Origin of the sequence: Streptomyces sp. NPDC058291 (genome assembly GCF_042880855.1) — a bacterium.
GTDB lineage: Bacteria > Actinomycetota > Actinomycetes > Streptomycetales > Streptomycetaceae > Streptomyces.
This window is the reverse complement of sequence record NZ_JBHVYK010000014.1, coordinates 75,695-95,293: the sequence shown is the minus strand read 5'-3', so window position 1 is coordinate 95,293 and position 19,599 is coordinate 75,695. Positions and strand designations below refer to the sequence as shown.

Sequence of the window (19,599 nt, the reverse complement as noted above, 5' to 3'; positions counted from 1 at the left end):
GGGGCTACGGTCGCGGCATGGGTGACACGTTCCAGACCGTGGTCGACCGCGACGCGACCCCCGAGGACGCGCCGCGCCTGGCGGGGGCGGTGGTGGACCTGCTCGTCGCCGAGGGCATCGTGCTGGCCCGGGCGGAACCCGGCTGGGCCTTGGGGGACGACCCGGCCCATCCGCCCGGCCCGCACTGGCACAAGGCGGTGGCCGACGCCCGCGGGGGCTCGCCGGAGGGCGTCGCCGTGTACACACGGCACCGCGTCTTCTACAGCAGCTTCGACGACCGCTGGACGGCGGCGGTGTCCTGCCCGCGCTGCCGGACGGGCCTGCGTGACACGGCGCCGTTCTCCGACCCGATCGACCGCTGGTACCGGACCGGCGAGGCCGACGTCGAGTGCCCCGCCTGCGCCGCGACCGTCCCGCTGGAGGCCTGGAACTGGACCGAGGACCACCTGGCCTTCGTCCACCTGGGCTTAGTGTTCTGGAACTGGCCCCGGCTCGCCGACGAGTTCCGCGCCCGCCTGGTCCGGCTCCTGGGCGGACACCGCACGGCGTACCTGCCGGGCAAGGTCTGAGCCGTCCGGGCAACCGCGTCTCGTCCGCCCGAGCCGCTCGGAGGTGAACCCGGCGCGCCCGAGCCGTTCAGGGGCTGAGCCGCTCCACCCGCCAGCTCCCGTCCGGCTCCGCCACGTACCGCAGCCGGTCGTGCAGCCGGTTCAGACGGCCCTGCCAGAACTCCACCGACTGCGGCGCCACCCGGAAACCGCCCCAGTGCGGCGGCACCGGGACCTGTTCGCCCTCCGGATAGCGCGCCGCCAGTTCGGCGTACGAGGCGTCCAGGTCGGCGCGCGTGGCGATCACCGAGGACTGGGCGCTGGCCCACGCCCCGAGCTGAGAGCCGTGCGGCCGGGTGCGGAAGTAGGCGGCCGTCTCGTCGCGTCCGGTGCGCCGGGCCACGCCCCGCACGATCACCTGCCGGGCCATCGGATGCCACGGGAAGAGCAGCGAGACGTACGGGTTCTCGGCGAGGTCGCGCGCCTTGCGGGAGTCGTAGTTGGTGTAGAAGACGAACCCCTGCTCGTCGAAGTGCTTCAGCAGCACCGTGCGCGAGCCGGGCCGGCCCTCGGCGTCCGCGGTGGCGACGACCATGGCGTTCGGCTCGAAGAGATGGGCCTCGACGGCCGCGTCCTCGAACCAGCGGGCGAACTGCTCCACGGGCGTGGCCGCCAGATCGACCTCGGAGAGCCCCTCGGCCCGGTACTGCTTGCGCATGGCGGCGGGGTCGGGAAAGGACCCGGGGGAGACGGCGTCTGCGTCGGTCACCCGGCCATCTTGCCGCATGGCCCACCGACGCGGATCACCCGCCGGCCACGGCCCATCGGGGTGGCACTCAGTGCCGCAACCACTCCCCAAACGTGGCACTCGGGGATATGGTGCAGATGCCGTCCCCGGCGGGTGACCGCCCGCACCACGGGGCATCAGTGGGATGACCGCCCAGGACCGCGAGTCCGCCCGAGGACCGTGGAACCGCCGGCGCCGTCCGTCCCGCATCCGCTGTCCCCCACCCGTCCCGTCGTCCACATCACGAGGAGCCGCCCGATGTCCGACTTCGTACCCGGACTCGAAGGAGTCGTCGCGTTCGAGACGGAGATCGCCGAACCGGACAAGGAGGGCGGCGCCCTGCGATACCGGGGCGTCGACATCGAGGACCTGGTCGGCCACGTCTCCTTCGGCAACGTCTGGGGCCTGCTCGTCGACGGCGCCTTCAACCCCGGCCTGCCGCCCGCCGAGCCGTTCCCCATCCCCGTCCACTCCGGGGACGTCCGCGTCGACGTGCAGTCCGCGCTCGCCATGCTCGCGCCCGTCTGGGGCCTCAAGCCCCTCCTCGACATCGATGCCGAGCAGGCCCGCGCCGACCTCGCCCGCGCCGCCGTCATGGCCCTGTCCTACGTCGCCCAGTCGGCGCGCGGCCAGGGCACCCCGATGGTCCCGCAGCGGGAGATCGACAAGGCCCGCTCCGTCGTCGAGCGGTTCATGATCCGCTGGCGCGGCGAGCCGGACCCCAAGCACGTCAAGGCGGTCGACGCCTACTGGACGTCCGCCGCCGAGCACGGCATGAACGCCTCCACGTTCACCGCGCGGGTCATCGCCTCCACCGGCGCGGACGTCGCCGCCGCCCTCTCCGGAGCCGTGGGCGCCATGTCGGGCCCGCTGCACGGCGGCGCCCCGTCCCGCGTCCTCGGCATGATCGAGGAGATCGAGCGGACCGGCGACGCGGACGCCTACGTCCGGCAGGCCCTCGACAAGGGCGAGCGCCTCATGGGCTTCGGTCACCGCGTCTACCGCGCCGAGGACCCCCGCGCGCGGGTGCTGCGCCGCACCGCCCGCGAGCTGGGAGCCCCCCGCTTCGAGGTGGCCGAGGCCCTGGAGAAGGCGGCCCTCGCCGAACTCCACGCCCGCCGCCCGGACCGGGTCCTGGCGACCAACGTCGAGTTCTGGGCGGCCATCGTGCTGGACTTCGCCGAGGTCCCCGCCCACATGTTCACCTCGATGTTCACCTGCGCCCGCACGGCCGGCTGGTCGGCGCACATCCTGGAGCAGAAGCGCACCGGCCGCCTGGTCCGCCCGTCGGCCCGCTACGTCGGCCCCGGCTCCCGAGACCCGCGCGCCATCGAGGGTTACGACGACATCGCCGACTGAGCGCAGACCCGGCACGCGGGGCGCCTGCCCGGCACGCCGAGCGCGAGCCCGTCACGCGGGGCTGAGGAGCCCCGCGTGATGCCGCTCGGCCACCAGCGGGTGGGCGCGCAGCTTGCCCTTCAGCTCGTTGAAGCCGTACTCGGCGAAGAGCGGGTTGGCCGGGTCGTCGGTCACGCCCGGCGCGGCGGAGGCGTGCGGGAAGGGCAGCGGCTCCACGCGCGCGTCCAGGCGGGGGTTGTAGAAGAAGGGCACGGAGAACCGCTCCACGGCGCTCGGCGGTGACACCACCCGGTGGTTGGTGGCGACGAGGTACCCGTCGGTGGCCACCTCCAGCAGCTCGCCGAGGTTGACCACGAACGCGCCCGGCAGCGGCGGGACGTCGTGGAACGCGCCGTCCTCCCGCTGCACCTGGAGCCCGCCCACCTCGTCCTGGAGCAGCAGCGTCAGGAAGCCGTAGTCCTTGTGGGCCCCCACGCCCTGGCCGGCGCCGTCCCCGGCGCTGCCCGGATACCGCACGAGCTTGAGATGCGGATGCGCCCGCTCCCCGAACACCGGGTCGTAGAAGTCGGCCGGCGCCCCGATCGCGGTGAGCAGCTCGTGCAGCAGCTTCTCGGCGACGGCGCTCAGCCGGTCGATCCAGTCGAGCGCGGCCGTGCGCAGCTCGGGCAGCCCGGCGGGCCACTGGTTGGGGCCCTGGAGCCACCAGTAGGCGGGCTCGTCCGGTCCCGGCGCCCGCGCGGGCCGTTCGGCCCCGATGTCGAGCTGGTCGCGCCAGTCCTGCCGGCCGCCGGTCCGCTCGTCGCCGGTGCGGGTGTAGCCGCGGAAGTGCGGCGAGTTCACGTTGTCGATGGCGAGCCGCCGGTCCTCGGGCAGCGCGAAGAAGGCCCGCATCGCGGACAGCAGCGCCTGCGTCTCCGGCTCGCCGACCCCGTGTCCGACCAGCTGGAAGAACCCCACGTCGTGGGCTGCGCCGTGCAGCTGGGCGTGGAGCAGCCTCCGTGCCTGCGGGCCGCGGTCGGCGGCGGAGAGATCGATGATCGGCAGCTGCCGGTAGGACGGGTTCGTCGCGAGGGGTGTCACGTTCGTCATGGTGCGTCCGTGGGTTACGGGGGCCCGTGGCCGGCGTCGGGTGGGACGGCGCACGGGTGCCAGGTGGGCGGAGGGAGGAGGGGCGCGTGAACGCGGGCGGCGGGGGAACCGCGGGGGCCGGAGGCTCAGACGGAGCGTCGACAGCCCATGCTCGTGACGCGGACGTAGTCCACGTGGCGGCGTCGAACGAGCGAAAGCATGCGGTCAGAGTACTGCCTGGCGAAAGATCCGTACGTGGCGCGGATCACGTCCCGTGGAACCTGCGCGAAGGTCCCGTGGACGCAGACGACCCGCGAGTCTGGTCCTCGCTCAGGAGGGCCGGCCGGACGTACCGGCGACTCGCGGGTCGGGTGACTGCGTTGAATTGGCCGGTTGCGCGCTGCTCACACGCGCCGGTCCGGCACCGCACTCAGTGGGCGACGGGCCGCTAGCCCGCAGCCACCTCCGACGTCCGGTGTGCATACATGCTTCGGACCACCTCCTTTCCTTCGGTACGAACACCTTAGGAACCCGTCCCCGGTCGCTCAAGTGTTTTTTCCACAGGCCTCGACGACCCCGGCGGGCCGGTGCGGGACGTGCCCTCGCGCGCGGCTTGACGCGCGGGTGCGGGCGGGGTTCGCTGGAACTGTGAACGATCTTCGGTCCCGCCCGCGGCCGTCGTCGCGGACGGGCGCGGGGCCCCGGCGGCGCGAGCGGCGGGACGGCGGTACGGGCGGCCCTGCGGCTCCTGTCCCGCCGGGATCGAGGCGCGGCACAACGATTCCCCTGCAATCTTGCGGGAACCATATGTGGGCTGCGTCACGTTCGAGTTGAATGAGGGCAAGTGAGCGAACCTGCAGGGGGTCCAGGTGAGTGCTTCCCGGCGTAGTGGGACCACCGACGAACTCGGGCCGGACGAGCCCGAGCGGCCCGGGCGGTCGGGCGGTGACGGCCCGAAGACCCCGGGCGGCGCACAGCCCGTCGTCGGCCCGGACGGCGCCGACCTGCTCGCCGCGCTGCTGGACGGCATGGACGCGGCGCTGTGCGCCTTCGACGGCGACGGAGTCGTCACGCACTGGAACCGCGAGGCCGAGCGCATCCTCGGCTGGAGCGCCGAAGAGGCCGTCGGCCGGCGCGGCTTCGCCGGCTGGGCCGTGCGCGAGGCCGACGCGGAGGACATCGAGGGGCGGCTGATGGCCGCCATGCACGCCCCCGGCCGCCAGGTGAACGAGTTCGCGCTGCTGACCAAGGACGGCGGACGGGTGCTCGTGCGCACCCAGTCGGCCGCCGTGCCCGGTCCGGACGGCAAGCCCGCCGGGCTGTACTGCGCCTTCAGCGAGGTGCACGCCCAGATCGACCTGGAGCGTTCCATCGCCCTCAGCGAGGCCCTGTTCGACGACGCCTCCTGGGGCGTGGTCCTGGTCGACGCCGACCTGCGTCCCGCGGTCGTCAACGCGCACGCCGCCCGCGCGCTCGGCACCGGCCGCACGGCCGTCCTGGGCCGCCCGCTGGGCGAGCTGCTCACCCGGGGCGCGGAGGAGCTGGAGAACGCGCTGACGCACGTCCTCGCCGAGGGCGCCCCGCCGGCTCCCGCCGAGCTGTGGGTGGGGGTGCGCACCCCGGACGGCGAGAAGCGGCGCTGCTGGCGCAGCGGCTTCCTGCGCCTGGCCTCGCCGCTCGCGGAAGAGCCGGTGCCGCTCGGGGTCGGCTGGATCTTCCAGGACGTCACGGAGGCCAAGCAGGGCGAACAGGAGGCCTCGCTGCTGCGGTTCCGCGCCAACCAGCTGCACCGGGCGGCCCGGGCGGCCGCCGAGTGCGAGGACCCGGTGGAGGCGGCCACGGTCCATCTCGACTTCGCGCTCGCCGGTTTCGCCGACCACGCCCTGGTCGACCGGGTGATGGGCGACCCGGACGGGCCGGGCCCGCTGCGGCTGATGCGGGTCGTGGCCACCCCCTCGGGCGGGCCCGGGCCGAGCACGCTCGCCGGGCACGCGGGGCTGCCGGTCCGCTATGCCGAGGGGCACCCGGCGCTGCAGTGCGTCCTGCGGGCGGGTTCCGTGCGGGCCGGTTCCGGCTCGGTGCCGGCCGACGAGGCGCGGGAGTGGGCCCGGGCGCGGCAGTGGCCGCAAGACACCGTGCAGGCGCTGTGCGCGGTGCTGCGCAGCCGTGGCCGCACCCTGGGGGTGGTGACGTTCCTGCGCGGGGGCGGCCGCACCGCGTTCGAGCGCTCCGACGCGAACTACGCCGAGGACGTCGCCGTGCGCATCGCCTCGGCGCTGGATCTGGCGGACCTGACGGCCGCCGCGGACGCGGCCGGGCCGGGCGAGAGCTGATTCACGCGCGGGGGACCGCCCGGACCGCGCGGACCGCCCGGTGCCGGCTCAGTGCCGGTAGAAGATGCGGTCCCGGTACTCGTCCATGATGCGGCCGTTCCAGTCGTGGCCGCCGTCGACGTTGCCCGAGCGCAGCAGCGGGGGCTCGATCCCGCGCTCGGCGAGGGCGCCGGCCGCGGTGGCCATGACGGCCTGCAGGAGGGCCGAGGTCACGACCGTGGAGGCGGGGGCGAAGGGCGTGGGGACGGTGTCGAGGGTGAGTTCTGCGTCGCCGACCGCGATCTTCGAGTCGAGGACGACGTCGCAGTGGTCCTTGAGGAAGGTCCCGGTGACGTGCCGGGACGCCGTCTGCTCCGCGTACGCCACCGAGGTCACGCCGATGACCTTCACGCCCAGGGCGCGGGCGGTCAGGGCCATTTCGACGGGCAGGGCGTTGCGGCCGGAGAGCGACACGACGACGAGGGCGTCGCCCGCGCGCAGCGGCGAGGTGTCGAGGACGGCGCTCGCCAGGCCGTCGACGCGTTCGAGGGCCGAGCCGAGGGTGGCGGGGACGACGTCGACGCCGACGACGCCGGGCACGGCGAGCAGGTTCATCAGGGCGAGGCCGCCCGCCCGGTACACGACGTCCTGCGCGGCGAGCGAGGAGTGGCCGGCGCCGAAGGCGAAGAGGCGGCCGCCCGCGGCCACGGTGTCGGCGAGGAGCGCGCCGGCGGCGTCGACGGCCGCGGCCTCCTCGTCGCGGACCCGTTGCAGCAGGGCGACGGCGGCGTCGAAGAACTGGGCGGCGAGCTTGCGGTCGCTCATCCGAGGGGCCCCTTTGCCGGGTCGGTGTCCGTGTCGCGGATCACCGTGCGGTCTGGACCAGTGCGCTGTCAACACGGCCGGTACGGGGGGACGGCGCGGGCGCGGGGCCGCTCGGGGGGCGGCCGCCGGCGCCCGGACGCGACCTTCGCCTTTCGCGGGCGAGGCACGCTTGTCAGTGGTATCCGGCAGAATTGGGTGCAGGGCCAGCGCACGCGCCGTAGAGCGGTCGAGCTTTCGGCAGAGCTAATCGAGGGGCACGAATGTCCGGACTGATCGACACCACGGAGATGTATCTCCGCACCATCCTCGAGCTGGAGGAGGAAGGTGTGGTCCCCATGCGTGCCCGGATCGCCGAGCGGCTCGACCAGAGCGGCCCGACGGTGAGCCAGACGGTGGCGCGCATGGAGCGTGACGGACTGGTCGCGGTGGCCAGCGACCGCCATCTGGAGCTCACCGACGAGGGCCGCCGGCTGGCCACGCGCGTGATGCGCAAGCACCGCCTCGCCGAGTGTCTGCTCGTCGACGTGATCGGCCTGGAGTGGGAGCAGGTGCACGCGGAGGCGTGCCGCTGGGAGCACGTGATGAGCGAGGCCGTCGAGCGGCGGGTGCTGGAGCTGCTGCGGCACCCCACCGAGTCGCCGTACGGCAACCCCATCCCGGGCCTGGAGGAGCTGGGCGAGAAGGACGGGGCGAACCCCTTCCTGGACGAGGGCATGGTCTCGCTGGCCGATCTCGACCCGGGCGTGGAGGGCAAGACGGTCGTCGTGCGCCGGATCGGCGAGCCGATCCAGACGGACGCGCAGCTGATGTACACGCTGCGCCGCGCGGGAGTGCAGCCCGGCTCGGTGGTGAGCGTGACGGAGTCCCCGGGCGGCGTGCTGGTGGGAAGCGGCGGTGAGGCCGCGGAGCTGGAGTCGGACGTGGCCTCGCACGTGTTCGTCGCGAAGCGGTAGGCGGCGTCGCGGAAGCGTCCGGCGGGGCGTCCGGCGGGCCTCCAGGGCGCGCGGGAGGCGTTCCGCGGGACGCCGCACGGGCTGAGCGTCGTGCAACGCCCGGGACCGGCGGGGAAGTTGTGGTGCTGCGTCGATCTCGTCGAATCGGGGATCCGCTGTGTCGAATCGCAGCGCCGCGGCGCTTCCCGTGCCAGGCTGTCGCGTGAGGCACAGGACCTGAGGGGGCGGGGACGATGCGCCGCGGAGCAGCGGAGGGCCCCGGCGCCGTGCGGCGCCGGGGCCTGTCCTCCCCTGTGCTGACCCGGAGCCCCGAGCTCCCAGGGTCATTCCCCTCGGACCGTTTTCCCCGAGCGGTCCGCCTCCCGCTGAAGATCTCCCCTCGGCAGCGGGGATCATTCCTTGAGAGGGGTCACTCGAACGAGGGGTGTTGTGCGCAGAGAGTGCAATTCTCGAAAGAGCATTCGATAGCCTGCGGGTGATCGAAGGCGGTACGAAGGCATCGGCAGCGCAGCGGTACGACGGCTAGGGGGGTGCCAGGACCTATGGCGCGACGCATCGACGTGACCGGGGCGGGCGGCGTACGTCTGGCGGCCTGGGAGTTCGGGGACCCGCCCAAAGGGATCCCGGCGCAGTCCTCCGGAGGCCGCCGGCGTCCCGCGGAGCCCGAGCGGACCTCCGGGGTCCTGTTACTGCACGGCCTGATGGGCCGTGCCTCGCACTGGGCGTCCACCGCCCGCTGGCTCTCCGAGCGGCACCGAGCGGTCGCCCTCGACCAGCGCGGCCACGGGCAGAGCGAGAAGCCGCCGCAGGCCGCGTTCACCCGCGAGGCCTACGTCGAGGACGCGGAGGCCGCCCTCGAACAGCTCGGCCTCGCCCCGGCCGTCCTCATCGGACACGCCATGGGAGCGCTCACCGCGTGGCAGCTCGCCGCCAAACGGCCCGACCTGGTGCGCGGCCTGGTCGTCTGCGACATGCGGGCCTCCGCGCTCGGAGCGGCCTCGCAGCGCGAGTGGGCCGACTGGTTCACCTCCTGGCCCCTCCCCTTCGCCACCCTCGCCGACGTCCGCAAGTGGTTCGGCGAGGACGACCCCTGGGTGGAGCGCCCGAACCCCTCCCGGGGCGAGTTCTACGCCGAGGCGATGCAGGAGTCGCCCGACGGCTGGCGTCCCGTCTTCGAGCCCGAACAGATGCTCAAGTCCCGCGAGACCTGGGTCTACGACGCGCACTGGGAGGAGCTGACCCAGGTCCAGTGCCCGGCCCTGGTCGTGCGCGGTCTGGACGGCGAGCTGGGCCGCGCCGAGGCCCAGGAGATGGTCCGGGTCCTGCCGCGCGGCGCGTACGCCGAGGTCGCCGACGCCGGGCACCTCGTCCACTACGACCAGCCGGAGGGATGGCGCACGGCGATCGAGCCCTTCCTCGACGCGGTGCTCAGCCCCGACGCCCTCTGAGCTGGGCGGCCCGGGCCGTCAGCCCTTGCTCACGGCCGCCAGGATCTCCGGCAGGCGCGTCGCGGTGCGCGGCGCGGCCAGCCGCAGCCCCAGCAGCGTGATGCCCGCGCCGTGCACCGCGCCTCCCGGCAGCAGCGGCCCGGGCCGTCAGCCCTTGCTCACGGCCGCCAGGATCTCCGGCAGGCGCGTCGCCGTGCGCGGCGCGGCCAGCCGCAGCCCCAGCAGCGTGATGCCCGCGCCGTACACCGCGCCTCCCGGCAGCAGCGTCCATGTCCACGCGTCCCCGCCCTCGCTGACGTTGAGCCAGATGGTGACCGCGATGACGGGCGCGCACAGCAGCGCGGCCGAGACCATCCCGCCGAACACCGCGATCCAGGCGAGACCGGCCTGCCCGGGGGCGACGTTCTTGTAGCCCTCCTGCGGGATCGAGTAGGGGAAGCGCGCCGAGGTCCACGCCCCCGTCGCCAGCATCGCGCCGAGCAGCGCGAGGGACAGCCCCAGCACCTCGGGCAGTCTCGCCCAGTCGCCGAGCAGCGCCGTCGTCAGCACGGTCACCAGCGTCGCGTACGGCAAGGTGATCAGCAGCAGGGCCAGCGCCCGCGCCCGCAGCTCGTCGTAAGCGTCCCGGGTCGAGGAGATCGTCAGGGCGACCATCCAGAACGCGGAGGTGTCCTGCCCGAACTGGTTGTACATCTGGATGCCGAGCATCCCGGCGGCGAAGCAGGCGAAGTAGATCGAGCCGGTGCCCTGCACGGCGTTGAAGACCGGCACGATCAGGCCGATGGCCAGCGACGTCACCCAGGCCGCCTTGGTCTTCGGATCACGCCAGACATAGCGCAGGCTGCGTTCCATCACGGCGCCGGTGCGCCCGCCCGGCAGCAGCCGCGCCCATCCCGCCCGGCCCCGCCGCTCCCGCGCGGCCGGCTCCCCGGCCTGCAGGGTCGAACCGTCGGGCGAGGTCATCAGCCGCGTCATGCTCCGCGCCCACGCCGCCACCAGCAGGGCGAGCGCCCCGGCGCTGACGGCGAGCTGCAGCGCCGCGACGCCGTAGTCCCCCGCGCTCACCGAGTCCACCGCGCCGACCGCGGACGCGGGCGGCAGCCACCGCAGCACGGCCCCCGGCGTGTCGAGTTCCCCCAGGCCGGACGTGCCGAGCCGTTGCACCCCGAAGTTGACGACCTGCACCCCGACCGCGATGACCAGTCCGCTCAGCACCGCCAGATCGCGCCCCTTGCGGCTGGTCAGCAACCGGGTGTTGGCGGCGGCCACGGCGCGGGCCAGCGCCACGCACACCAGCAGCCCGAGCACCACGGCGAGCACCCCCACCGCCCACGCCGCCGCCCCGTGCGCCACCGACACCACCGAGCCCGCCAGCATCAGCAGCGTGAGCAGCGGCCCGATGCCCACCAGCGAGGCCGCCAGCAGCGCCCGCACCAGCGGCAGCGGACGCAGCGGCAGCATCACCAGCCGGGTCGGGTCCAGCGTCTCGTCCCCGCCGGGGAAGAACAGCGGCATCACCGCCCAGCCCAGGCCGAACACCGCGACGAGCAGCACCACCAGCGACACGGCGTGCGCGTGCCCGCGCAGGGCGATCAGCCCGAGCAGCAGCAGCGCGGCGAACAGCAGGGTGAGGACGGCGGAGGCGACGTACGCGGCCCGCCGCCCGCTCGACTGCCGCAGCCCGTTGCGCAACAGCGACAGCTTCAGCCGGACGACGGTGGCGACGAGGCCCGGCGCGGGGTCGGCCGAGGCGCCGGCCGGCGCGGTGGCGGGGGCGCTCACCGGCCCGCCCCGCCGCCCAGCCAGTCGAGGTCGGAGCCGGTGTCCCGGCCCTGCGCCCCGACGAGTTCGAGGAACGCCCGCTGCAGCGAGGGCGCCGACCCCCGCACCTCCTCCAGCGTGCCGTGCGCCCGGATCCGCCCCGCAACCATCACCGCCACCCAGTCGCACAGCGACTCGACGAGCTCCATGACGTGGGAGGAGAAGACGACCGTCGCCCCGGACGCCGTGTACCGCTCCAGCACGCCCCGGATGATCTGCGCGGACACCGGATCGACGCCTTCGAACGGCTCGTCGAGGAAGAGCACTTCGGGGTTGTGCAGCAGCGCGGCCGCGAGCCCGATCTTCTTGCGCATGCCGGTCGAGTAGTCGACGACGAGCTTGTGCTGGGCGCCGGCCAGGTCGAGGACGTCGAGCAGCTGCGTGGCCCGCTTGTCCACCTCGGCGCCGGGCAGCCTCCGCAACCGACCGCTGTAGGACAGCAGTTCGCGCCCGGAGAGCCGCTCGAACAGCCGCAGCCCCTCCGGGAGGACCCCGATCCGTGCCTTCACCTCGACGGGATCCCGCCACACGTCGTGTCCGACCACCTCGACGGACCCCTGATCGGGCCGCAGTAGCCCGGTCACCATCGACAGGGTGGTGGTCTTGCCGGCCCCGTTCGGCCCGACCAGCCCGATGAACTTCCCCGAGGGCAGATCGAGATCGATCCCGGCGACGGCGACCTGCTGACCGAACCGTTTCCAGAGGTTGCGCACGCGTACGGACGTCATGCACGCACCCTACGGTGAGGGAATCCGCCGGACGGGGTGCGGGTTGGACTCGACGCCGTTAACGATCCCGTCCGCAGGCGTAGGCGAGCGGCGAGATCAACTCCTCCGCGTCCGGAAGCCACCGGTTCGCGGCAGTGGGCCGGCAGGCCCACTGCACGGCTCCCCGGGACCCGAACCGGGTCGGCGGCGCGGCCACGTAGGTGCCCTCGCCGAGCGTCACCAGGTCGAGCGCCCCCAGCGACCAGCCCAACTTGCGCACCAGGTCCGGCACCTTCGCCGACGCGCCCGGCAGCACGAAGAACTGCATCCGCCGGTCCGGCGTCAACGTGACGGGTCCGAGGGTCAGTTCCATCCGCTCCATCCGGGCCAGGGCGAGGAATCCGGCCGTCTCCGGCACGGAGATCGCGTCGAACGTGCGCCCGGTCGGCAGCAGGATCGAGGCGGTCGGCTGCTTCTGCCACATCCGGCGGGCGACCGTCGCACTGCCGGTGGCCTGCGTGGCCCAGTCCGGCCGGGCGGGATGCGCTCCCGGGGCCGCGCAGGCGCCGTCCCCGCAGGAACAGTGCTGCACGCCGTCGACGGGTTCCAGCCAGGTGCCCGGGAACACGTCCCAGTGGCGTTCCTCGGCGTAGCGAACAGCGGTCTCGAGCAGCGATTCCCCGCGCTGCTTCGGGATTTGAGCGGCTTCGGCGCCCGCGATGGTCTCTTCCACGATGAACACAACTCTAGCGGTCACCAGGGGTTACGCCCGCCCTGATGCGCGGGGGAGGAGCATCGATTCGGCGTCCGGGGCGCATGGGTGCATGGGCGGGGGCGCGCGGGAGGAACGGGCGCGGGAGCGGGTAACCAGGTAACGGGGGCGGGCTTCCGTCGGTAACCCGGCAATTCTTCGTATTGCTCGGCAATCAACAGCAATCCTCACATGCCTCGCATTTTCGGCCGTTCCGTGGGGCATTGATCTGCTCGGCCGGAACTTTTCGGTGGAAGACACTCAACTCGGTGGGTGGGCGGGCAGCCGCCGCCCCGGTCACCGCAGCCACAGGGGGTAGTGCCCATGGCCGCAAGGCCGCTAGTCGCGCGGCAGCCGAACGAACGGCTGCAGGCGCTCATCCAGGAGGCGGGGTGCTCGAACGCCGGGCTGGCCCGCCGCGTCAACATGTGCGGCGCCGAGCACGGTCTCGACCTGCGCTACGACAAGACGTCCGTGGCCCGTTGGCTGCGCGGACAGCAGCCGCGGGGACGCGCTCCGGCGATCATCGCGGAGGCGCTGGGCCGCAAGCTCGGCCGGACGGTCACGATCGACGAGATCGGCATGGCCAACGGCAAGAACCTCGCGTCCGGCGTGGGTCTCCAGTTCTCGCCGACGGTGCTGGGGGCCATCGAGCAGGTCTGCGAGCTGTGGCGCAGCGACGTGGGCCGGCGCGACTTCCTGTCCGGCTCGTCCGTGGCCGCCTCGGCGCTGGTCGAACCGAGCCGCGACTGGCTGATCTCCTCGCCCGACGCGCAGGTGGCGCGATCGGCGGGCCCCCGGGTGGGCTCGTCCGACGTGGCGGCCGTCCAGGCGATGACGCAGGCGCTGGTCGATCTGGACCACCAGTACGGCAGCGGGCATGTGCGCCCGGTCGTCGTGCACTACCTCAACAGCGTCGTCTCGGGCCTGCTGGCCGGCTCCTACCGGGAGGCGGTGGGCCGTGAACTCTTCGCGGCGGTGGCCCGTCTGACCGAACTCGCCGGGTACATGGCCGTCGACACCGGTCAACCGGGCCTCGCCCAGCGCTACTACATCCAGGCGCTGCGGCTGGCCCAGGCGGCCGGCGACCGCGGCTACGGGGGATACGTCCTGGCCGCGTCCATGAGCCACCTCGCCGCACAGCTCGGGAACCCGCGGGAGATCGCCCAGTTGGCGCGGGCCGCGCAGGAGGGCGCACGCGGGCAAGTGACCCCGCGCGCGGAGGCGATGTTCCTCGCGGCGGAGGCGCGCGGGCACGCCCTGATGGGCGACGTCCGGGGCGCGCAGGAGGCGTCCGGGCGGGCGGTGTCGGCACTGGAGGCGGCCGATCCGGCCTCCGGGGACGACCCGGCGTGGATCGCGCACTTCGACGGGGCCTATCTGGCCGACGAGTTGGCGCACTGCCACCGCGACCTGGGCCAGGCGGAGGCGGCGGCGCGCTGCGCCGAGCAGTCCCTGGCCGGGCATCCGCCGGGCCGTGCGCGCCGGCGCGCGATCGGGTATGTCCTGCTCGCCACCGCGCAGGTCCAGCAGCGTGAGATCGAGCAGGCCTGCAACACGGCGTGGAAGGCCGTGGAGTTGCTGGGGACGCTCCGCTCCAACCGGGGCGCGGAGTACCTGGAGGATCTTCAGCAACGGCTGGAGCCGTTCCGCGACGAGTCGGTGGTACGGGAGTTCGGGGCGCGGCTGGAGTTGCAGACCGCGGCGTGAACGGGCGGGGCGCCGCTGCGTGAACGTGCGGGGAACGGCGTCGGTCGGCAGGCGGGCGACGGACACCGCGCGCGGCGCTCCGGAGCTGTTGGGGACGTCACTGCCCGGCCCTGAATCGGGAGGTCACGAGCTGAGCTGCGTGGCACGGGGTTCCGGGGACCCGGTAGCGTGAGCCGACGATCCCGAAGGTCCCCCATTCGTAGGAGTCCCGGTGACGCAGAGTGGACAGGGCGAGGAGCCCTCGGCGCAGCCCGCGCGCGAAGGCATCGTGCTGCCCTCCGACGGCGGGGAACCCCTGCTGCCGGGAATGACGCCGAGCCTGCCGCGGCCCGGAGCCCGGCCGGGCCCGCAGCCGGGCGAGCAGCCCGGCGCGTACGGCGCTCAGCAGTACGGACAGCCGGACCCCGCACGCCAGGAGCACGGACAGCAGGGGTACGGGCAGCAGGACTACGGGCAGGGCCGGCAGGACTACGGGCAGCAGTACGGGCAACCGGCGTACGGGCACCCCGGACCGCAGCCGCAGCCGCAGCCCGGCCGGCAGGATCAGGGGCGTCAGGACCACGGGCAGCAGGCGCCGTCCGGCGGGCAGACCTGGGGTCAGCCCTGGGGCCCCGACCAGCAGACGCCCGCCCCACAACCGTCGGCCCAGGGCTGGCCGCTCCCCGTGGACCAGACGGATCCGGGGCGTCGGCAGGACGGGCCGCACCAGCAGGGCCACCAGGGGCACGGCGGACAGCAGGACCGGTGGAACGCCTCGCAGGACCCGTGGGACGGCGGCTCCCGGGCGGGCGCCGGTCCGCTCCCGCCGGAGGGCGCGCCGGCCCCGGGCGGCGCGACGTACGGCCAGGGCGCGCCCCTGCCGCCGGCCGTGCCCTCCCCGCCCCCGGCGGACGAGGGCGCGACGCAGTACCTGCCGCCGGTCCCGGCCGTCCCGGCCGACGAGGGCGCCACCCAGTACATACCGCCGGTCCCCGCCGACGAGGGTGCCACCCAGTACATACCGCCGGTCCCCGCCGACGAGGGTGCCACCCAGTACATACCGCCGGTCCCCGCCGACGAGGGCGCGACGCAGTACCTGCCGCCGGTCGCTCCGGGCGCTCTGCCGCCCGAGACCCCGGCCGAGTCGACCCACTATCTGGGCCGCGCCCCGGGGAACGCCCCGGGCCCCATGCCCGGCGCCGGCGCCTACCCCGGCGCACAGCCGGGCGCGCACCCCGACTCCCAGGCCACCCAGTACATTCCGCCCGTCCCGGGCCGGACGGGCGGGGACGGGCAGCCGCCCGCCGGGTTCGAGAACCTCTTCCGCGACGGCCCGGGCGACGACGGTCAGGCCGGGTCCACCCAGCAGCTTCCCCGGTTCAGCGAGCCGGACGTACCCCTGCACGGCGCCCGGCAGGGCTACGGCGCCGGTCCCGCCGCCCGTGCCCCGCAGCCCTCCTACACCCCGCCCGGCGACGCCGGGACGGGCGGGAGACGCGGGGCGCACGACGAGGACGGCCGTGGCCGCTCGCGCGTGCCGTTGTTCGTGGCCGTCGGCGTGGCGCTGGCCGTCGTCGGCATCGGCGCGGGCGCGATGCTCGCGGGCGGTGGCGGCGGTGACAAGGCCGGCGACGACAAGACCGTCGCCGCGTCGGTGCCCGCCTCCGGAGGGTCCGCGTCGACGTCCACCGACGTGACCCGGCAGCAGGCCGTCGAGCTGGACAAGCTGCTGGCCGACAGCGGCAGCAGCCGGGCCAGCGTGATCAGCGCGGTGGCCGACGTGAAGGCGTGCGGCAACCTCGCGCAGGCCGCCACGGATCTGCGGGACGCGGCGGAGCAGCGCAACGGCCTGGTCACGAAGCTGGCCGCGCTGAAGGTCGACCGGCTGCCGGACCACGCCGCGCTGACCACCGCCCTGACCAAGGCCTGGCAGGCGTCCGCGTCGGCCGACGACCACTACGCCGCGTGGGCCGATCAGGTCGGCGGCGACAGGAAGAAGAACTGCAAGAAGGGCTCGGCCCGCGCCACCGGCGAGGCCCAGGCCGGCAACCGGGCGAGCGGCACCGCCAGCGCCCAGAAGAGCCGGGCCGCGCAGCTGTGGAACGAGATCGCGAAGAAGTACGGGCTCACCCAGCGCGGCCCCACCCAGCTGTAGCCCCGGGGGCCCCGCCCAGGTGTAGTCCCGCGGGGGCCCACCCAGCTGTAGCCCCGGGGGCCCCGCCCAGGTGTAGTCCCGCGGGGGCCCCACCCAGGTGTAGTCCCGCGGGGGCCCCACCAGGTGTAGTCCCGCGGGGGGCCCACCCAGCTGTAGCCCCGCGGGGGGCCGGTCAGTCCACGTCCGCCTTCTGCAGGGTCTTCGTCACGTCGACGAAGCCCTTCTCGGCGGCCACCAGCCGGCCCTTCCGCACTTTCTGGAGCGTGACGTCGGCGTTGACCAGGCGGGGGAAGCCGATGGAGGCGAGCCGGTCGGAGAACTGCCAGCGGAGCGTCGGCGTGAGCCCGCCCGTGGTGATCCGCAGGCCGTCGTCCAGCGCGCCGCGCACGGTGTCGGCGGTCACGTCACCGCCGTCCAGCGACTCCACGGCCTGCCGGAACACGGTGTAGGCGATCCAGGTGGTCTGCACCCCGGTGTCGGTCGGGTCGATCCGGGTGTCGGAGAAGGCCGCCTCGCTGATCACCTTCTTCATCGGCGCCCAGGCGGGATCCCTCGCCTCGGGATACCAGCCGGTGACGTACGCCCCCTCGAAGGGCCCGGAGGCGGCGCCGGCCGCGTCGATCACCGTCTGGTCGACGCTGCCGAGGACGGTGGCCGTGCGCACCTCGGGGTGGTCCGCACGGGTGCGGCGGAAGGAGTCCATGAAGGTGCTGGTGCGGTCCCCGAGCGCGGTGACCACACAGCCCTTCCCCTTCCTTGCGCCCTTCCCGCCGGTCCCGCCGTTCGTGCCGGTTCCGCCGTCGCTCGCGTGCGCGAGCGCGGTCTCGGCCTGTTTCGCGTACTCGGCGGCGTCCTCCGGGGCCCGCTGGTCGTCGGCCTCGTCGTGGCCGCCCGCCGTCAGTCCGGCGTCGAGCATCGTGGGCAGGGCGTCGCCCGCGATGGTGTCGGGGCGGACCAGCGAGACCGGGCCGCAGTCGGCGGCCAGCTCCTTGCCGAGCCCGGCCAGCAGCGCGGGCTGACCGCCGTTGACCGGATAGGACAGCGGGCTGGTGAACTCGGCGTTCGTGACGCCGTAGCCGCCGATGTAGGGGATGCCGGCGCCTTCCAGGTGCGGGAAGAAGGCGTCGGAGTGCTGGCTGTAGGAGCCGACGACGGCGACCGCGTGCTCCTTGACGGCCTGCCGGGCGCACGTGGCCGCGGCCACCGTGTCGTTGTGGTCGTTGCAGGTCAGGACCTTGAGTCTGCGGCCGTTCAGGCCCCCGGCCGCGTTGATCCAGCGGGCGTAGGCGCGGGCGAAGGCGGGCATGCCGGGCTCGTTGGTCGCGGACGTCCCCTCGGGCGCCCACGTCATCACGACGATCGGGTCGTCCCCGGAGCCGCCCGTGGCGCCGGGGACGACCCCGCAGCCGACGGCGAGCGACGCACAGGCGGTCAGGGCGCCCGCCGTGAGGGCGGCCGCTCTGACGGACCCGGTGAAGCGGACGGACCCGGGGAGGAAGGTGCTTCGCGTGGACGTGCGTCGCCTGCCGGTCATGGACACGCACGATTCCGTCACATCACCAACCCCGGAGTGACCTCCGGTCGACGCACGGTGACGGGACGGTGAATTGCCGGGGTCCGTGAAGCCCGTGGGGTGAGGAAACGTACGATCGGTGACCGTGCAAGGTTCGGAGAACTCTTCCCGTCGCGGCCGTCGCTCGTTCACCATGGGCGGCATGCCACTCAACGACATGCCGTGGTGGCGCTGGCGCAGCAATGTGCGCTCCGCGCTGCACATGCTCTCCGATCCGGTGTTCCAGCAGAACGTCTGGCTGGCCGGCGTCGAGGGGTACGGGGACGTCACCGACGCCGTGTACCGCCTGGTCGAGGACACCTGGCTCGACAACTGGTCCGCCGAGAAGTACGTCGGGACGATCTTCCGCGACTCGCAGGAGGCCGCCCTCGTCGACACCGCCGTGCTGCGGGTGCTGCGGATCATGCACCAGGTCGGGCCGGACGCCCAGGTCTCCGCGTACGTCGACCACCAGGGGTGGCCGGACGCGGTGCGGGCGGCTCGGGACGCGCATGTGCGCATGGCGACGAGCGACGGCGACGACCCCGACGCACCGCCCCGGACCCTGGAGGTCCTGCGGATCATGACGCGGGCGGCGTAGGCGCGCCGGGCGCCGGGACCGGGATCAGAACCGGCACCGGACGTGCCGTTCCGTTCCGCCCTGCGGGACGATTGCCCACGGCGCTGGGCGGTATGCGACCCTGTCGGGCATGAACGCGCAGTCCGGCCGAGCCGCGGCGAACCCCGCCGACCAGTACGTCCTCACGCTCTCCTGCCCCGACAAGCAGGGCATCGTGCACGCCGTGTCGAGCTACCTCTTCATGACCGGCTGCAACATCGAGGACAGTCAGCAGTTCGGCGACCACGACACGGGCCTGTTCTTCCTGCGCGTCCACTTCTCGGCCGAGTCCCCGGTGACCGTGGACAAGCTGCGGGCGAGCTTCGCCGCGATCGGCGACTCGTTCCACATGGACTGGCAGATCAACCGGGCCGACGACAAGATGCGCATCGTCCTCATGGTCAGCAGGTTCGGGCACTGCCTGAACGACCTGCTGTTCCGCGCCAGCATCGGGGCGCTGCCGGTGGAGATCGCGGCCGTGGTGTCCAACCACACCGACTTCGCCGAGCTCGTGGGCTCGTACAACATTCCCTTCCACCACATTCCGGTGACGAAGGAGAACAAGGCGCAGGCCGAGGCCCGGCTGCTGGAGCTGGTCCGGGAGCAGGACGTCGAACTGGTCGTGCTGGCCCGCTACATGCAGGTCCTCTCCGACGACCTGTGCAAGCAGCTCAGCGGGCGGATCATCAACATCCACCACTCCTTCCTGCCGAGCTTCAAGGGCGCGAAGCCGTACCACCAGGCGCACGCGCGGGGTGTGAAGCTGATCGGCGCGACGGCGCACTATGTCACCGCCGACCTCGACGAGGGCCCGATCATCGAGCAGGAGGTCGAGCGGGTGGGGCACGGCGTCACGCCGGACCAGCTCGTCGCCATCGGGCGGGACGTGGAGTGCCAGGCGCTGGCCAGGGCCGTCAAGTGGCACGCGGAGCGCCGCATCCTGCTCAACGGCCGACGCACGGTCGTCTTCGCCTAGCGGCACTGCCAGGGCCCGGCCCCTTCTTC

General features: G+C 73.6%; 16 protein-coding genes. 9 read left to right on the top strand and 7 right to left on the bottom strand.

The annotated features are described in order from the left end of the window. Nucleotides 1–17: 17 nt before the first annotated feature. On the top strand, nucleotides 18–569 hold the full coding sequence (locus tag ACFVYK_RS10065) for a hypothetical protein (RefSeq protein ID WP_389770952.1): 552 nt from the start codon (nucleotides 18–20) through the stop codon (nucleotides 567–569). Nucleotides 570–636: 67 nt separating this feature from the next. On the opposite strand, the gene pdxH is transcribed toward ACFVYK_RS10065, so the two are convergent. After that, nucleotides 637–1,335: a pyridoxamine 5'-phosphate oxidase gene (gene pdxH / locus ACFVYK_RS10060; RefSeq protein WP_389770949.1), complete on the bottom strand. Its 699-nt coding sequence runs from the start codon at nucleotides 1,333–1,335 to the stop codon at nucleotides 637–639. A gap of 258 nt (nucleotides 1,336–1,593) precedes the next feature. On the opposite strand from pdxH, the gene ACFVYK_RS10055 reads away from it, so the two are divergent. Then, nucleotides 1,594–2,694: a citrate synthase 2 gene (locus tag ACFVYK_RS10055; protein ID WP_389770946.1), complete on the top strand. Its 1,101-nt coding sequence runs from the start codon at nucleotides 1,594–1,596 to the stop codon at nucleotides 2,692–2,694. A 51-nt stretch (nucleotides 2,695–2,745) separates the two neighbouring features. On the opposite strand, the gene ACFVYK_RS10050 is transcribed toward ACFVYK_RS10055, so the two are convergent. Further along, entirely contained in the window at nucleotides 2,746–3,783 is a 1,038-nt protein-coding gene (locus tag ACFVYK_RS10050; RefSeq protein ID WP_389770944.1) for an isopenicillin N synthase family dioxygenase, read from the bottom strand. A gap of 848 nt (nucleotides 3,784–4,631) precedes the next feature. Here ACFVYK_RS10050 and ACFVYK_RS10045 point away from each other — a divergent pair. Next, nucleotides 4,632–6,095 (top strand): PAS domain-containing protein, encoded by a 1,464-nt coding sequence (locus ACFVYK_RS10045; protein WP_389770942.1) that lies wholly within the window; start codon nucleotides 4,632–4,634, stop codon nucleotides 6,093–6,095. 48 nt (nucleotides 6,096–6,143) lie between these two features. On the opposite strand, the gene ACFVYK_RS10040 is transcribed toward ACFVYK_RS10045, so the two are convergent. Continuing rightward, entirely contained in the window at nucleotides 6,144–6,899 is a 756-nt protein-coding gene (locus ACFVYK_RS10040; RefSeq protein WP_389770940.1) for an SIS domain-containing protein, read from the bottom strand. Nucleotides 6,900–7,159: 260 nt separating this feature from the next. On the opposite strand from ACFVYK_RS10040, the gene ACFVYK_RS10035 reads away from it, so the two are divergent. Together ACFVYK_RS10035 and ACFVYK_RS10030 are read left to right on the top strand one after the other, a co-directional pair. Further along, nucleotides 7,160–7,852 carry a metal-dependent transcriptional regulator gene (locus ACFVYK_RS10035; protein WP_389770938.1) on the top strand — a complete coding sequence of 231 codons (693 nt, stop codon included), beginning with the start codon at nucleotides 7,160–7,162 and terminating at the stop codon, nucleotides 7,850–7,852. 542 nt (nucleotides 7,853–8,394) lie between these two features. After that, nucleotides 8,395–9,300, top strand: a complete 906-nt coding sequence (locus ACFVYK_RS10030) for an alpha/beta fold hydrolase (protein ID WP_389770935.1) — start codon at nucleotides 8,395–8,397, stop codon at nucleotides 9,298–9,300. Between the two features lie 147 nt (nucleotides 9,301–9,447). Here the strand turns inward: ACFVYK_RS10030 and ACFVYK_RS10025 are convergent, their stop codons facing one another. From ACFVYK_RS10025 to ACFVYK_RS10015, 3 genes are read right to left on the bottom strand one after another with little or no spacing between them, the layout of a single operon-like run. Then, complete coding sequence (locus ACFVYK_RS10025) at nucleotides 9,448–11,082, bottom strand: transporter (protein ID WP_389770933.1); 1,635 nt, start codon at nucleotides 11,080–11,082, stop codon at nucleotides 9,448–9,450. Next, on the bottom strand, nucleotides 11,079–11,849 hold the full coding sequence (locus ACFVYK_RS10020; RefSeq protein WP_389770931.1) for an ABC transporter ATP-binding protein: 771 nt from the start codon (nucleotides 11,847–11,849) through the stop codon (nucleotides 11,079–11,081). The genes ACFVYK_RS10025 and ACFVYK_RS10020 overlap by 4 nt, the downstream gene beginning before the upstream one ends. 58 nt (nucleotides 11,850–11,907) lie before the next feature. Further along, complete coding sequence (locus ACFVYK_RS10015) at nucleotides 11,908–12,570, bottom strand: bifunctional DNA primase/polymerase (RefSeq protein ID WP_389770928.1); 663 nt, start codon at nucleotides 12,568–12,570, stop codon at nucleotides 11,908–11,910. A 333-nt stretch (nucleotides 12,571–12,903) separates the two neighbouring features. Here ACFVYK_RS10015 and ACFVYK_RS10010 point away from each other — a divergent pair, with 333 nt between their 5' ends. Together ACFVYK_RS10010 and ACFVYK_RS10005 are read left to right on the top strand one after the other, a co-directional pair. Then, nucleotides 12,904–14,289 carry a transcriptional regulator gene (locus ACFVYK_RS10010; protein WP_389770925.1) on the top strand — a complete coding sequence of 462 codons (1,386 nt, stop codon included), beginning with the start codon at nucleotides 12,904–12,906 and terminating at the stop codon, nucleotides 14,287–14,289. Nucleotides 14,290–14,500: 211 nt separating this feature from the next. Next, nucleotides 14,501–16,423, top strand: a complete 1,923-nt coding sequence (locus ACFVYK_RS10005) for a hypothetical protein (protein WP_389770922.1) — start codon at nucleotides 14,501–14,503, stop codon at nucleotides 16,421–16,423. 172 nt (nucleotides 16,424–16,595) lie between these two features. On the opposite strand, the gene ACFVYK_RS10000 is transcribed toward ACFVYK_RS10005, so the two are convergent. Further along, nucleotides 16,596–17,957 (bottom strand): ABC transporter substrate-binding protein, encoded by a 1,362-nt coding sequence (locus ACFVYK_RS10000; RefSeq protein WP_389770920.1) that lies wholly within the window; start codon nucleotides 17,955–17,957, stop codon nucleotides 16,596–16,598. 118 nt (nucleotides 17,958–18,075) lie between these two features. On the opposite strand from ACFVYK_RS10000, the gene ACFVYK_RS09995 reads away from it, so the two are divergent. Next, on the top strand, nucleotides 18,076–18,576 hold the full coding sequence (locus ACFVYK_RS09995) for a hypothetical protein (RefSeq protein ID WP_389770918.1): 501 nt from the start codon (nucleotides 18,076–18,078) through the stop codon (nucleotides 18,574–18,576). 109 nt (nucleotides 18,577–18,685) lie between these two features. Continuing rightward, on the top strand, nucleotides 18,686–19,570 hold the full coding sequence (gene purU, locus ACFVYK_RS09990) for a formyltetrahydrofolate deformylase (protein WP_389770915.1): 885 nt from the start codon (nucleotides 18,686–18,688) through the stop codon (nucleotides 19,568–19,570). The last annotated feature ends 29 nt before the right edge of the window (nucleotides 19,571–19,599 follow it).